This is a genomic window from Streptomyces sp. NPDC042100 (assembly GCF_055582325.1).
Genome location: NZ_JBVJDK010000012.1, coordinates 1 through 15,033 on the forward strand (window position 1 = coordinate 1; position 15,033 = coordinate 15,033).

Genomic DNA, 15,033 nt, shown 5'->3' on the forward strand with positions numbered 1-15,033 from the left:
GTCTACGACCGCGACGGCTACCTGTCGCACATCTACTACGGCCAGCGCAAGGACAACCTCTTCTCCGCCACGGCCCCGGCCCGTATCGGCTTCACCGTCGCGGAGCGCTGCTACACGGTCGGCTCGGTCACCTGCACCGACGCCAACTTCAAGTCGAAGGACCCGGGCAACTACCGCCCCTGGTTCGACACCCCGGCCGACCTGCGCTGCGAGGCGAAGAAGAAGTGCTGGAACGCGGGCCCGTCCTTCTGGACCCGTAAGCGCCTCGACAAGATCACGACCTCGGCCCAGCGCCGCACCGACACCGACGCCCGTCAGGTCGTCGACGAGTACCAGCTCAAGCAGTCCTTCGCCGAGCTGAAGACCGGCCCCAACACCGCGCTGTGGCTGGAGTCCGTCCAGCGCACCGGCTACGCCCGCAACGGTTCCACCGACGCCAGCGTCGCGCTGAACCCGGTCCGGTTCGAGCCGAACGCCGAGGACATGCCGAACCGCGTCAAGGCGGTCAACCCCCAGCGGCCCGGCTTCTCCCGCCTGCGCATCGCCCGCGTGATCAACGAGTACGGCGGCGAGACCGCCGTCACGTACAAGCCGATCACCGGCAAGTGCCTCTCCGGCACCGGCCTGCCGACGAAGACGGACAAGGCCGGCCTGAAGGCCAACAGCGAGCTCTGCTACCCGTCGTTCTGGAACCCGGACCCCGAGGTCGAGGACATCGACTGGTTCCACAAGTACGTCGTGGAATCCATCGAGGAGCTCCCGAACGTCCCCGGCGCCTACGCGACGAAGACGGCCTACCAGTACAAGAACCCGGCCTGGAAGTTCGCCGACTCCGAGTTCACGAAGAAGTCGACGCGGACGTACTCGCAGTTCGCGGGCTTTGAGCAGACGACCGTCATCACGGGCGCCGAGGACCCTGCCATCGGCAGCAAGCAGTCCAAGGCCGTGAGCCGTTTCTACCGTGGTATGGGCGACACGGTGCCGGTCAAGGACGTCCACGGCAACGTGATCAAGGCGGCGGACGGCTCCACCGTCTACGACCGTGAGGCCTTCGCCGGCCGTATCTCCGAGGAACTCAGCTACACCAACGCGACGGATGCCGACACTGACTGGCTGAGCCGCGGCGTCACCATCCTCGAGGCGACCGAGCTGGCCAAGCGGAACCGTGACGACGGCCTGGACCCGCTGAAGGCCTGGCGAGTCAACGAGGTGGAGGAGACGGCCTACACCAAGTCGTCCGGCACCAACACGGACGACCCGCGCGCCGAGCGCGTGGTCCGGACGAAGTCGACGTATGACTCGGCGAACGGACTGCCGACGCTGGTGGAGTCGCTCGGCGACACCGGCAAGACCGGCGACGAGTCCTGCACCAAGTCCGAGTACCTCAACGAGCCGACCAAGAACCTCATCGGCTTGACGAAGCAGGTCCTGGTCTCCCCGACGACGTGTGTGGCGGCGAACTTCGCGGATCTGTCGACGCTGAGCGGCGGAATCCGTACCTCGTACGACGGCACGGCCTACGGTGCGGCCCTCACGGGCACCGCGCGTGGCCTCGCCACCGAGTCGTGGTCCCTGAACGGCACCGGTACGGGCTTCGAGAGCAACGGCACCACGGGCTTCGACGCGGTGGGCCGTGTGATTCGGGAAACCGATCCGGACCAGTTGAAGCAGGCGAATCCGAAGTCCTCCACGATCACCTACTCCTCCGTGGGGCCGGCGACGGGGCAGGTATTCAAGATCACCACAGCTAACGTGCTCGGGCACACTCAGACTCAGGAGCTGGAGCCCGGCCGTGCGGTGACGCTGAAGACCACGGATACCAACAACCTGGTCAGTCAGGCGCTGTTCGACCCGCTGGGCCGTCTGGCCGAGGCGTGGGCCCCGGGCCGCACTCCGGGCAACGGCGTCGCGGACTTCCGCGCGGTCTACACGGTTCCGGCCGAGGAGATCGACCCGGAGGACCCGAACAGGAAGATCCGCAAGCCTCCGTACGTCACGACGTACGCGCGTGGGTACGAGGACCGGGTCGAGACCTCGGTGACGCTGTACGACGGTCTCGGCCGTGAGCGCCAGTCGCTGGAGGAGCCGGAGAGCGGCGACGGGTTCCTCGTCACCGACACGCTCTACAACAGCTCCGGTGAGGTCTGGCAGACCAACAACTCCTACCTGACCCGAGAGGCCAAGCCCGGCGAGCTGTTCACCCCGCTCGCCGACACCGCCATCCCGAACATCACCCGCTACACCTACGACGGCCTCGGCCGCGTGCTCGCCGAGACCCCGTACATGAAGTACGTGGACCCGGTCACCAAGGAGACGTCCTCCAAGGCGTACCCGGAGCGTGCCGTGCGCTACGAGTACGGCCAGGACTGGTCCAAGGTCATCCAGCCGCAGGGCGACTCGTCCTACCGCGTCTGGACCGACGCTCTGGGCCGCACCAGCCGCACGGACACCTTCAACCCGGCGGCGCCGGACGGCTTCACCTCCACGCGGTACGAGTACGACGTGCACGGCCAGCCGGTCAAGGCGACCTCGTCCGTCGATCCGACCCACCCGTGGACGTGGACCTACGACAACGCCGGCCGGATGCTCACCGCGTCGGACCCCGACTCGGGGACGAACCGCACGGGATACGACGCTCGCGGTCGGGTTCTCACGACCACCAATGCCAACAACGTCAAGGTCTGGAACGCGTACGACGAGCTGTCGCGCCCGACCCAGCAGCGCCTGAACGACGCCAACGGCAAGCTTCTGGCCGAGTTCACCTATGACACCGTCCCTGGCGGTCGTGGCATGCCCGCCACCGCCACGCGTTACACGGACGACCTGGCGTACTCCCAGAAGATCAACGGCTACACGACGGACTACCAGCCGACTTCGACGACGAAGTCGCTGCCCCAGTCCGTTGTCGACACCTGGGGCTTCGCCAAGGACTACACGTACGACTACGTGTACTCCGACAACGGCATGCTGGACGAGACCACCCTTCCCGCGGTGGGCAAGTTCGACAGGGAGAAGCTGGTCGTCCGCTACAACGAGGACGGCAAGGCGCTCTCCGTCTCCGGCAAGGACTGGTACGGCTCCGAGACCGTCTACTCACCCTACGGCCAGGTCCTGCGTTCGACCCTGGGCACCCAGCCGTACCGGGTCTGGGCGCAGAATTCCTACGACGAGGGCAGCGGTGAGCTGAAGGAGCAGGCGGTCTACCGGGAGAAGAACGACGCCTCCCTGGTCGGCGGCAACCTGGTCTCCAACCGGGCGTACACGTACGACCCGGCCGGCAACGTCACCTCGATCCAGGAGAAGTCCGTCGGGATCGAGGAGCGTCAGTGCTTCGCCTATGACCCGCTGGGTCAGCTGAAGTCCGCCTGGACCTCCAAGGAGCAGACGAACTGCTCCGCCCCGAAGAACATGGACGGCACGCTGAACGTGGCGTCTGGCAAGGACGGCTCCGGCTACTGGCAGGAGTACGAGTACGACCTCCTCGGCAACCGCACCAAGCTGACCGAGAAGAACCTGGCCGGCGACTCTGCTAAGGACGCCACCAGCACGTACGCCTACGGGAAGGCGGACGGCAGCCAGCCGCACACGCTGACCAAGGTGACGAAGAAGTACACCACCCCGGCCGGTGCGCAGGTCACGGCCGAGGCGACCCGCCTCTACGAGCTGACCGGTGACACCAAGTCGATCACCTCGGTTCAGAACGGCGACAAGCAGGACCTGACCTGGACGTACGACGGCAAGGTCGACCGGATCACCGGTCAGGGCTCGAACGGCAAGACCCCGTACGTGGGTCTCGGCCAGAAGTGCCTCGACCTGAAGTCGGGTCTGGCCACGGCGGGCAACGCGCTCCAGCTGTACGCCTGCAACGGCACCGTCGCACAGTCCTGGCACTTCGACCCGGCCCCTGGCCAGGCGGACGCCAACGTCGGCACGCTCGAGATGTACGACACCTGGTGCGTCCAGCCCGCCGCCAACACGGCCGGCTCGGCCGTCCAGCTCCAGAAGTGCAACGGCACCACCGCGCAGCAGCTCAAGCGCAACGCGACCGGTCAGCTGACCCACGTCGCCTCCGGCCTGTGCCTCGCGGTGCAGGGCGCGGCGAACGTCAACGGCACGGCCCTCGTGCTGGCGACCTGCGACGCGGCCCAGGCCGCCCAGCAGTGGCTGCCGCAGAACGACACCCGCCACATCTACGGCCCCGACGGTGAGCGCCTGCTCACCATCCAGGGCAAGCAGGCCACGCTCAATCTGGGCGAGGCGCAGGTCACCGTCCAGCAGGGCGGCATCCTGGTCCGCTCCGAGCGCACCTACTCGACTCCCGGCGGCGCGGTCCTGCGCTACGCCAACGGCACGGGTGGCGACGCCCTCACCGCGCTGGCGATGGATCACCAGGGCAGCGTCTACGCGGAGGTCGCTCTCTACAGCGGCATGCCGGTGCGGGTGCGTAAGCAGGACCCGTTCGGCAACCAGCGCGGCGCCGACACGGCCGGTCAGAACGTCCAGACCCACAAGGGCTTCCTGGGCAAGGACAGGGACGACGCCTCCGGCTTCCAGCCACTGGGCGCTCGTCTGTACGACCCTGCGGTGGGACGCTTCCTGTCCGTCGATCCGGTGCTCGACCTGAATGACCCGCTGCAGTCCAACGGGTACACCTATGCGCAGAACAACCCGCTCACCTACTCCGACCCGACGGGCGAATCGATCGTCCTGACGGCGTCGGAGCGGGCCGCGGCCCTCGCGGGCGCGGGTCTGTCGGCGGCGCAGGTCGCGCAGGCCGAGGCGATGCAGGGCAAGTCCCTCACGTCCGTCATCCTCGCGGTCGCGTGGGAGACGCTGAAGGACTTCATCGGCATCAATGACGCAATGGCCTGCTTCGGCGGCGATATGTGGTCCTGCGTGAGCATCGTGGTCGACGCCATTCCGTGGACCAAGCTGGGCAAGATTCCGTCCGTCATCAAGGCCGTCAACCGCACCATCGACGCCATCCAGGCGTTCAAGGCGGCCAAGAAGGCCGCAGAGGCGGTGCTCAAGGCCGCCAAGGCCGCCGAGGAGGCCGCGCTACGGGCCAAGAAGGCGGCGATCGAGAAGGCCAAGAAGGAAGCCGCGCAACGAGCGAAGAAGAAGGCAGCGGAGGAAGCGAAGAGGCGAGCAGACGCGGCGGCAGCCGCGAAGCGCAAGACGGGTAACCCCACCCACAAGCAGGCGCAGGCCAAGGCGGCGCCCAAGTCCTCCTCGCACCCCCCGGCTCACAAGGGCGGCGGCAAGAGCACCGCGGGATCCAAGAGCTCCGGCGGCGGCAAGTCCGGCGGCGGCGGAGGCGGCGGCAAGTCCGGGGGATCCTCTCGCAGCAACGGTGGTACCAGCGGTGGAGGCGGCTCGGGCAAGGCCGAAGGCGGCGGGGGCGGCAGCCAGGGCAGCCAGGGCAGCGGAAGCCCGGAGGGCGAGACCTGCAACAGCTTCGTGCCCGGCACGAAGGTGCTGATGGCCGACGGTTCCACCAAGTCGATCGAGCAGGTCAAGGTCGGCGACAAGGTGGTCGCGACCGACCCGAAGTCCGGGGAGACCCGGGTGGAGACGGTCACCGCCGAGATCAAGGGCCAGGGCCTCAAGCGGCTGGTCGAGATCACGCTCGATGTCGACGGCAAGGCCGGCTCGAAGACGGCCGTGATCACCGCGACCGACGGGCACCCGATCTGGGTTCCCGAGCTGGCTGCCTGGGTCAAGGCCACCGACGTGAAGTCCGGTCAGTGGCTCCAGACCAGCAGCGGCACTCGTGTCCAGGTCACGGCGGTGCGGAGTTGGACCGCCCAGACCTCGACCGTCCACAACCTCACCGTTTCCGACCTCCACACGTACTACGTGGCGGCGGGCGACTCCTCCGTCCTCGTCCACAACTGTGGCAACGGCAATGGGGGCGGAGCGGAGTCCTACTTCAGCGCCTACCCCAGGGAGTTCCTGGACCAGGCCGCCAAGTACGGCAAGGCGGGAGTCCGTGAGCTGCCGGACGGCCGCTTCCGGTTCTACGGTGAAGTCGCCGTGGCCCGTACCCCTGGTGAAATGCTGGGACGCCGGTTGGTGCGCGAGTGGAACCCCGCGACGGGTGCCACCCGCATCTGGCACGAGACGGTGGACCACAACGGTCGAGTGAGAATCGTCCGACCGGACGTGAATGTGACGGGTGGTCAGAAGGTGCACTACGTGTTCGATGCCGTCGGCAGATTCACGGGTACCTTCTAGCCATGAACGAGACGCTGATCGAGGCACGACGGCTCCTGGCCGGATTGATCTCCGGCCAGGTGGGCCGGGACGAGGCCGCGGACTGGGCCATGGAGAGAATCAAGGACGAGAGTGCCGACCATTCCTCCGACGAGGTCCTGTGGACGCTCCTCGACCGGTTGGCGGGCGCTGATCTCAAGCAGGCTCCGGAGTCCTACCTTCATGGTGCCGAGGACTTCGAGGAATGGCTGAGAGACGCTGATGCCTCACGCTGACTCGCGGTAGCAAGCGGCAGGGGCGGCCCCGCCGAATGGAGACATTCGGCGGGGCCGCACCCGTTTCAAGGCCCTTGCCGCCTCTCCGCCTCCAGCGCCAGCGCCTGTTCCATCACCGCCCGGGCGATCGGGGCCGCGTTGCCGCCGCCGCTGATGTCGGTGCGGCTGGCCTCCGCGTCCTCCACCACGACCGCCACCGCGACCGCCGGCTGGGCCGCGTCGGCGGCCTGGGCCCAGGCGATGAACCAGGCGTACGGGGTGCCCGTGTTGCCCAGGCCGTGCTGGGCCGTGCCGGTCTTGCCGCCGACGCGGGCGCCGGGGATCGCCGCGTTGGTGCCGGTGCCCTCGTCGACCGCGCGGACCATCAGGTTCTGGAGCTGGTTCGCGGTGGAGGGGCGCATCGCCTGGCGGTAGCCTCGGCGGCCGGTGGTGTCGACCGTGGTGCCGCCCGCCGTGGTGGTGCGCTCGACCAGGTGCGGGGCGGCGATCTCGCCGTTGTTCGCGACCGCCGCCGCCACCATCGCCATCTGGAGCGGGGTCGCCGCCGTGTCGAACTGGCCGATCGAGGAGAGGGCGAGCTGGTCGTCGCCCATGGCGGTGTCGAAGTTCGACTTCGCCACCCAGGACGGGACCCGCAGGCCCGTGTCGTTGAAGCCGAACCTCTCGACCGAGGCCACCATGTCCGTGAGCCCCACCTTCACCCCCAGCCCCGCCATCACCGTGTTGCACGACCACTGGATCGCGTACGCCAGCGAGGCGTCCGCGCAGCCCGTCGCCTCGTTCGGCAGGACCTGGCGGGTGCCCGGCAGGACGAAGGGGTCGGGGATGCCGGTCGGCGCGTCCACGTCCGTCACCACGTTCGCGTCGAGCGCCGCCGCCGCGGTGACGATCTTGAACGTGGAGCCCGGCGGATAGGTCTGCCGCAGCGCCCGGTTCAGCATGGGCTGCCCCGGGGCCGAGTTCAGGCTCCGCCACGCGCCGGTGACCGCCGGGCCCGTCCCGGACAGCGCGCCCGGCTCGTACGAGGGGGAGGACACCAGCGCGAGGATCCGGCCGCTCGCCGGTTCGATCGCGGCCACCGCGCCCCGCCGGCCGTCCAGGCCCCGGTACGCCGCCTCCTGCATCCGGGCCCGGATGGTGGTGACCACGTCGCCGCCCGGCTGCCGGCCGCGGCTGATGTCGTTCCAGAGGGGGAGCGGCGCCAGCATCGGGTCGGTGCCCGAGAGCAGGTCGTCCTCCGCGTTCTCCAGCAGCGAGGTGCCGTACGTCTGCGAGGCGTACCCCGTCACCGGCGCGTACAACGGGCCCTGGGTGTAGGTGCGTTCGTAGCGCAGCTGCTGGCCGCTGTCGCGGGAGCCGGTGACCGGGCGCCCGTCCACGACGATCTCGCCGCGCGGCTCGCCCCAGCGGGTGATCGCGATCCGGCGGTTGGCCGGATTGTCGTCGTACGTGTCGGCCTCGAAGACCATGACCCGCGCCGCGTTCACGAGCAGCGCGACGAGGAGGACCAGACAGAGCGCCGCCGCCCGGCGGATGTAGCGGATCACTTCGCGTCCTCCACGATCGGGGCGATGACGCCCCCGTCGGCCATCTCCGGGCGCGGCGCCCGCGCCGAGTCGGAGACCCGGACCAGCAGCGCCACGATGATCCAGTTGGTGACGACCGAGGAGCCGCCCTGGGCCAGGAACGGCATCGCCATGCCGGTCAGCGGGATCAGGCCCATCACCCCGCCCGCGATGACGAAGACCTGGAGGGCGAGGATCGAGGCCAGGCCGATGGCCAGCAGCCGCCCGAAGGGGTCGCGCAGGGCGAGCCCCGCCCGGTAGCCCCGGGCGACCAGGAGGGCGTAGAGGAGGAAGAGGGCGGTCAGGCCGACCAGGCCCAGCTCCTCGCCCGCCGTCGCCAGGATGAAGTCGGACTTGGCGGCGAAGCCGATCAGGACCGAGTGGCCGAGGCCGAGACCCGCGCCGAGCATCCCGCCGGCCGCGAAGGCGAAGAGGGACTGGGCGAGCTGCCCCGGGCCGTCGCCGGCCCGGATCGAGGCGAACGGGTCGAGCCAGTCCTGCACCCTGCTGTGCACATGCGGTTCGAGCGAGCCGACCAGGAAGGCGCCGGCCGCCGCGAGCACCAGCCCGACCGCGATCCAGCCGGTCCGGCCGGTCGCCACGTACAGCATGATGACGAACAGGCCGAAGAAGAGCAGCGAGGTGCCCAGGTCGCGCTCCAGCACCAGGACGCCGACGCTGAGCAGCCAGATCGCCACGATCGGGCCCAGCACCCGCCCGGTGGGGAACTGCAGTTTCCAGACCCTGCGGCCGGTGAAGGCGAGCGCGTTGCGGTTGGCGGCGAGGTAGGCGGCGAAGAAGACCGCCAGCAGGATCTTGGCGAACTCGCCGGGCTGGAAGGAGAGTCCGCCGAGCCGGATCCAGATCTTGGCCCCGTTCACCGCCGGGAAGAAGATCGGCAGGATCATCAGGCCCAGGGCCGTGGCCACCGAGAGGTACGCGTACCGCTGGAGCGTCCGGTGGTCGCGCAGCAGCACCACCACGACCGTGAACAGGGCGACTCCGAGCGTCGACCACACCAGCTGCGTGGGCGCCGCCCGGTCGCCCGGGGTCTCCAGGTCGAGCCGGTAGATAAGGACCAGACCGAGGCCGTTGAGCAGCACCGCGATCGGCAGCAGCAGCGGATCGGCGTACGGGGCGCGCCAGCGGACCGCCAGGTGCGCGAGCAGGGCGAGCAGCCCGAGCCCGGCGCCGTAGCGGGCGGCGTCCGGCGGCACGGCGCCGCTGCGGGCCAGGCCGACCTCGGCGTAGCCGTAGACGCAGATGAGGACGGCGCAGACGAGGAGGGAGAGTTCCACGCCGCGGCGCTTGGGGATGCGCAGCCCCGGCGGGGGCGCGTCCCGCGCGTCCTTCGGGGGCGGCGGCGCTGCGGTCATGGACCGCAACGTAGCAAGCAGTAAGCCCTATGTCCCTTTTGTGTGACGGTGTGCCGCGCCGGGGTCCGGCGGCCCGTCCCCCTGCTTGCCGTCCGGCCCGTCCTCCGGCCCATCCCCCGGTCCGTCCCCCGGTCCGTCCCCCGTCCTGTCCCCTGTCCCGTCGTCCGGGTCCGTCAGCCGGACGTACTCCGGCAGCTCCAGGCGCGCCACCGCGCCGCCGTCCGGCGCGTTGGCGAAGACCAGCTCCGCGCCGATCACCTCGGCCTGCCCCACGGCGATCGTCAGGCCGAGCCCGTGGCCCTTGCCGCCGCTCTCGGTGCGGAACCGCTGCGGGCCCGCCGCCAGCAGGTACTCCGGGTAGCCGGGGCCGTGGTCCCGTACGGTCACGACCGGGCCGTCCACGCTCAGCACCACCGGCGGCAGGCCGTGCCGGTGCGCGTTGGCGACCAGGTTGCCGAGGACCCGTTCCAGGCGCCGCTTGTCCGTCTCCACGGTCGCGTCCCGCCCGATCCGGACCTCGGTCGGCGTGCCGGAGGCCCGCACCACGCGCGCGGCGAGCGGGCCGAGGTCGTGCACGGCGAGGTCCACGGTCTCGGTGCCCGCGTCGAGGCGGGAGATCTCCAGCAGGTCCTCGGTGAGCCCCCGCATCGCCTTGACCCGGTCCCGCACCAGCTCCGACGGGCGCCCTTCGGGCAACAGTTCGGCCGCGGCGGACAGGCCGGTCAGCGGGGTGCGCAGCTCGTGCGCCACGTCGGCGGTGAAGCGCTGCTCGGTCTGGAGCTTGCGCTGGAGCGAGGACGCCATGGTGTCCAGGGCCCCGGACACCGTCGCCACCTCGTCCTGAGGGCGCGAAGGGTCCTCGGTCCGGGGGTCGTTGACGCGCGCGTCGAGGTCGCCGGCGCTGATCCGCCGGGCCACCTGCGCCGTGAGGTGCAGTCGCCGGGTGATCCGGGTGACGGCGAAGGCGCCGACGAGCAGGGTGACGCCGATGGCGAGCACGGAGGAGCCGAGGATCGAGCGGTCCAGGCCCTCGATGGTGGCGACGCCGCTGGAGTAGTCGAGGCGTACGGCGAGGGCCTTGCCGTCCGCCGGGCCCGCGGCCCACATCGTCGGCCGGCCCTGGTACTCGTCGACCATGGTGCCCCGGTCGCCGCGCAGCGCGAGCGCCCGCAGCGAGGCCGGCAGCCCGTCCGGGTCCACCCCGGCGAACCGGGGCAGCGGCTCGCCCGACTCGTACAGCCGGCTGACCTCGCCGAGCCGGCCGAGCGCCTTGTCCCGGGAGTCCTTCACCGTCTGGCTCGCCACCGACACGTGCACGAGGGCGCCGAGCAGCGCCGCCAGCGCGCAGCACATGACGGTGATGAAGACCGCGGACTTCCAGGTGAGCGTCGCGGTCCAGGCGGGCAGTCGGGGGCGGCGTCTCACCGGCTCGCCTCGGGCACCGACCCGGGCCGTCCGTCCCAGGGCGGCGCGGGCACCGCGGTGGGCGTGGCGGTGGGGCTGACGAACGCGGGCGCCGGGACCAGGGCGGCCCCCGTGCCCGGCGGCTTGACCCGGACGATCTCGTCCCGCGCGGGCAGCATCGTGCGCTGCTGCTCGTCCCAGGACCAGGCGGTCCGGTACTCGTAGCCGGGGATGCCCGCCGAGCTGACCCGCATGATCAGGTCCCGGCCGGCCAGCTCGACGCTGACCACCTGGTCGACGGTGGACATGATCCGGGTGAGGCCGCCGTTCTCGGCGAGGTAGACGCGGACGCCGAGCTGCTGGTCGGGCATCCGGATGCCGACGATCAGCTCGTCGCGCCCGTTGCCGGTGAGATCGCGGTAGTACGGGGTGAGGACCGGGCAGTGCGGACGGTCGGTGCCGCACGCTTCGATCGCCCGGACGGTCTGCTCGTAGAGCCCGTCCGCGCCGCTGCGGGCGTCGCCGTGGGCGCGCACCTCGGCCTGGACGACCGCCACCGGGTCCACCGAGCGCACGTCGTTGTCGGGGACCGCGATGCCGGGCACCCGCTGGGTGTCGGACTCGCCGTAGTCGATCGGCGGATTGGTCGCGGGGGGCAGGCCGGGCCAGAGCCGGACCGGCCCGACGGCGGTCGGGGTGGGGCCGGCGCTCCTGAGCTCGCCCTGGTTGCCGCAGCCGGTCAGGGCGAGCGCGCCGAACAGCACCGCGGCCGACAGGGCCGCGGCGCCGATGAGCTGTCTTCCGCGCGGTCTCACGCTCTTCCTTGTTCTTCCTTCGCGTCTCACTTCACCAGGTCGGCGAAGACGATGATGTTGTCGGTCCGGTGACCGTCCCGGACGGGGCCGCCGCAGGTGATCAGACGGAGCTCGGGACGATCGGTCCTCCCATAGACCTTATTCGTAGGGAAGTCCTTTTTGTCTACTTGCAGGATCTCGGTGACGGCGAACCGGGCCGTCGTGCCGTCCGCCCGCCGCACCTCGATCAGGGAGCCGGGCCGGACCGACGCCACGTTCCGCAGCAGCGCCGGGCCCCGGGCCGTGTCGTAGTGCGCCACCAGGACGGCGGCGCCCCGCTCGCCGGGTGTCACGCTTCCTGTGTACCAGCCCGGCAGCTCCGCCTGCTCGACGGAGGGCACCTGGAGCTCCCGGTCCGGGTCCAGGCCGAGCCGCAGGACGGGGCCGGCGTCGACGCCCGCCGCCGGGATCGCCAGCCGGACCGGGTCGGAGGCCGCCATCGGGCGGGCGGCGCGCTCCGCCGCCGGGGCGGCGGCCGAGCCGTGCGGCACCCGCACGTCGGGCGCCAGGGCCGCCGTCCCCTGCCCGGCGCAGCCGACGACGGTGCCGGCCCCGACCGCGAGGGCCAGCGCGCTGCCGGCGAGCAGGCCCCGGTGGCGCCGGGCCCGAGGGGGTGCGGGGGTGCGGTGGGGTGAGGTGCGGCGGGACGAGGTGCGGTGCGGCGAGGCGCGGCGGGGCGAGGGGCGCAGGCGCATGGCGGGCTCCGATCCGGAAGGGCTACTGACCGAATCTGAACCTAAATGTCCGTATTTGCGGTTGTGTAACGGTCGCCCGGAGACGAGCCCGCGAAGCCGTCACATCCGTCACGTCCATCGTGTCTGCCACGTCTGCCACGTCTGCCGCGTCTGCCGCGTCTGCCACGTCGCGTCTGCCGCATCGGTCCGCGAGGGGTCGCCCCGCCCGCTCACATCCGGTGCCGCTCCATCCGCGCCAGCGCCGCCCGGCAGAGCGTGAGCAGCTTCTCGTCGTCGTGCACGTCGTGCGAGCCCGCCCCGTCCTCGCGCGCGTTGTGACGGTGCCTTCTGGCCAGCTCGGTACGGATCGCGAACTCCGCCTCCGCCGCCGCCGGACCCATCTCCGCCAGGCACTCGGCCACCGTCACCCGCGTGTGCCGGTTCTCCTCCCAGGCCGCCAGCAGCACCGGCAGCACCGACTCGGCGTCCCCCGACACCCGCCACAGCGCCGCCGCCGACCGCACCCGCACCCACAGGTCCCGCGAGCCGAGCCCCGCCCGCAGCGCCGGGGCCGCCGGGGCCGCCGCCGGGCCGATCGCGCCCAGCGCCCGCGCCGCCGCGCACCACTCCGCGCCCGAGGCACCCGGCCGCAGCCAGCGGTCCAGCGCCTCCACCGCCTCCTCCGGCGATCCGTCCAGCGCCCACACCGCCTGCGCCGCCATCGACGACACCGCCGCCGACTCGGAGGCGAGCAGCCCCCGCGCGTCCTCCAGCGCCTCCCGGGCCGAGGGGCCGAACGCCGCCAGCGTCCGCAGACACGCCTCCCGCACCCAGTCCCGCCGGTTCGGCGGCGCCCCGCGCAGCACCCGCAGCACCTCCGGCAGCGCCTGCACGCCCCGGACCGCGCCCAGCGCGCACAGCAGCGGCGCCGCCCGGTCGTACAGCAGCTCGTCCAGCTCCACCTCCGCGAGCCCGCGCCGCAGCGCCGGGGCGAGCGGCAGCGCCGCCGGGCCCAGCGCCTTCACCGCGTACAGCAGCTCGCGGCGCACCTCGCCCTCCTCCAGGGCGCGCGCCAGCAGCGGGATCGCCCGCGCGTCCCCGCACCGGGCCAGCGCCAGCAGCGCCCCGCCCCGCCCGCCGGCCGGCCCCGGCGGCCCCAGCGGCCCCGCCGGGGCCGCGGCGATCCGCTCCGCCAGCGCGTCCGCCGAGGGGGCCGACAGCTCGAAGAGGCGCTCCAGGAAGGAGGTCGCCGCCTCGCGCAGCCGAGGCTCCGGATCGCTCAGCTGCGCGCCGATCAGTTGGACCACCTCGTCGTACCGGCCCCGCCAGACCCGTATCAACGCCCCGCACAGCCAGATCGCGTCCGAGCGCTGCCCCCAGTCGGGGCTGCGCAGCTGGGCCAGGATCAGCGCGATGCGGTCGTCCACCCGGTCGTCGAGCGCGGTGTGCAGGGTGCGCAGCAGCTCCTCGGTCCACGGGGTCGGGCGGCCCGCCGAGTGCTCCTCCAGGAGCTCCCTGACCTGCCCGATCAGCGTCGGGGTGGCCGCCCTCGGCGTCTCCCCGGGCCCCTCGGCGGCGGGCGCCGCGCGCACCTCGTCGAGCAGTGTGGTCACCCGGTCCACCACGTCGTCCGGGATCTCGGCGGGCGCCACCCGGGCCAGCTGCGCCAGCGCCGCGAGCCGCAGCCCCGGGGCCTGGGCGGCCCGGGAGAGCCAGGCCAGCCAGTCGACCGTCTCGGCGCGCAGCGACTCGTGCCGTAGCGCCAGCCGGCCCACCGCGTGCACCAGGGCCAGCCGCACCTCGGTGTCCCGCTCCACGGTGAGCCGTTCCCGCAGCAGGCCGAGCACCCGGACCGGGTCGGGGTGCAGCGAGGCGAGCGCGCACGGGGCCGCGATCCGCACCTCGGGGTCGGAGTCGCGCAGCAGCCCGAGGAAGACGTCGGCGCCGGCCGCGATGGCGGCGGCGGCCATCGCGAAGTTCGCCGCCGGTATGAACTCGGCGTCATCCGCGTCGAGTTCGGCGACCTCCTCGTCGTCGCCGAGGTCGATGCCGCCGATGCTGGTCAGCAGCTCCACGATGCAGCCCCGGTCCTGGACCTCGGGGTCGGCGACGAGTTCGAGCAGAAAGGGGATGCAGGCGAGGGTCGAGTCGTACACGTCGCCCTGGTGGTGCACCGCGCCGTACATGCCGTCCAGCGCGTTCTCCCGCTCCAGGGAATCGGCGGAGGCGAGCCCGCGCAGCAGCTCCGGCACGTCGTCCGCCGGGCCGTACGCGTGGCCCAGCGAGGCCCAGTCGACCTCCTCGATCCCCGTCAACATGCCAGGCCGCCTTCCCCGTGAGCGCTGTACCAGGGAGCAAGTGTGCACCAAGGCGCTGAGAACGAGGGCTCGCCTGCCGGACGCTCTCGGCGAACCCCCGCCGGGCCGCTCGCTTTGCGCCACCCGCCGTTCCGCCCGGCGCCGCGCCGGACCCCCACGGGACCCCTCCCGGACCCCCTCGGGACCCCCGCGGGGCCCCCGCATCCGGTCCGTACCACTCCCCGGGGACGGCCGACCGGCCCGGTTCCCCGGCGGGCGGGCCGCCGGGCGCCCGCGGCGGCGTTGCGTGAGTTTGTCCTGAACGGACCGCCACGGGAGGGGAGGGGGCAGGGCGCGCGATCCGGCCAGGGG

The 15,033-nt window shown here is 71.8% G+C and carries 8 protein-coding genes; 2 read left to right on the plus strand and 6 right to left on the minus strand.

What is annotated here, in order from left to right; genetic code table 11:
* Positions 1-6,237 (plus strand): ricin-type beta-trefoil lectin domain protein (locus ACZ6J5_RS25625; protein WP_469395248.1); only part of this gene is annotated, 6,237 nt, incomplete at its 5' end.
* Positions 6,238-6,239: 2 nt separating this feature from the next.
* On the plus strand, positions 6,240-6,491 hold the full coding sequence (locus ACZ6J5_RS25630; RefSeq protein ID WP_469395250.1) for a DNA-binding protein: 252 nt from the start codon (positions 6,240-6,242) through the stop codon (positions 6,489-6,491).
* Positions 6,492-6,556: 65 nt separating this feature from the next.
* Here ACZ6J5_RS25630 and ACZ6J5_RS25635 read toward each other — a convergent pair whose 3' ends face one another.
* The 6 genes from ACZ6J5_RS25635 to ACZ6J5_RS25660 all read right to left on the minus strand — a co-directional run bounded on the left by ACZ6J5_RS25635 (position 6,557) and on the right by ACZ6J5_RS25660 (position 14,682).
* Positions 6,557-8,038 carry a penicillin-binding transpeptidase domain-containing protein gene (locus ACZ6J5_RS25635; RefSeq protein WP_469395252.1) on the minus strand — a complete coding sequence of 494 codons (1,482 nt, stop codon included), beginning with the start codon at positions 8,036-8,038 and terminating at the stop codon, positions 6,557-6,559.
* A complete protein-coding gene (locus ACZ6J5_RS25640; RefSeq protein WP_469395254.1) occupies positions 8,035-9,432 on the minus strand; it encodes an FtsW/RodA/SpoVE family cell cycle protein in 1,398 nt (465 codons plus the stop codon). Before ACZ6J5_RS25640 ends, ACZ6J5_RS25635 begins: the two co-directional genes overlap by 4 nt.
* Before the next feature lie 27 nt (positions 9,433-9,459).
* On the minus strand, positions 9,460-10,857 hold the full coding sequence (locus ACZ6J5_RS25645) for an ATP-binding protein (RefSeq protein WP_469395256.1): 1,398 nt from the start codon (positions 10,855-10,857) through the stop codon (positions 9,460-9,462).
* On the minus strand, positions 10,854-11,651 hold the full coding sequence (locus ACZ6J5_RS25650; RefSeq protein WP_469395258.1) for a hypothetical protein: 798 nt from the start codon (positions 11,649-11,651) through the stop codon (positions 10,854-10,856). The genes ACZ6J5_RS25645 and ACZ6J5_RS25650 overlap by 4 nt, the downstream gene beginning before the upstream one ends.
* Before the next feature lie 26 nt (positions 11,652-11,677).
* Positions 11,678-12,385, minus strand: a complete 708-nt coding sequence (locus tag ACZ6J5_RS25655) for a class F sortase (protein ID WP_469395260.1) — start codon at positions 12,383-12,385, stop codon at positions 11,678-11,680.
* Between the two features lie 209 nt (positions 12,386-12,594).
* Positions 12,595-14,682: a PBS lyase gene (locus ACZ6J5_RS25660; protein WP_469395262.1), complete on the minus strand. Its 2,088-nt coding sequence runs from the start codon at positions 14,680-14,682 to the stop codon at positions 12,595-12,597.
* Positions 14,683-15,033: the final 351 nt, after the last annotated feature.

Excerpts from the sequence above, each read along its gene's own strand:
- ACZ6J5_RS25640 (WP_469395254.1), bottom strand. The coding sequence starts at position 9,432 with ATGACCGCAGCGCCGCCGCCCCCGAAGGACGCGCGGGACGCGCCCCCG.
- ACZ6J5_RS25630 (WP_469395250.1), top strand. The coding sequence starts at position 6,240 with ATGAACGAGACGCTGATCGAGGCACGACGGCTCCTGGCCGGATTGATC.
- ACZ6J5_RS25660 (WP_469395262.1), bottom strand. The coding sequence starts at position 14,682 with ATGTTGACGGGGATCGAGGAGGTCGACTGGGCCTCGCTGGGCCACGCG.
- ACZ6J5_RS25655 (WP_469395260.1), bottom strand. The coding sequence starts at position 12,385 with ATGCGCCTGCGCCCCTCGCCCCGCCGCGCCTCGCCGCACCGCACCTCG.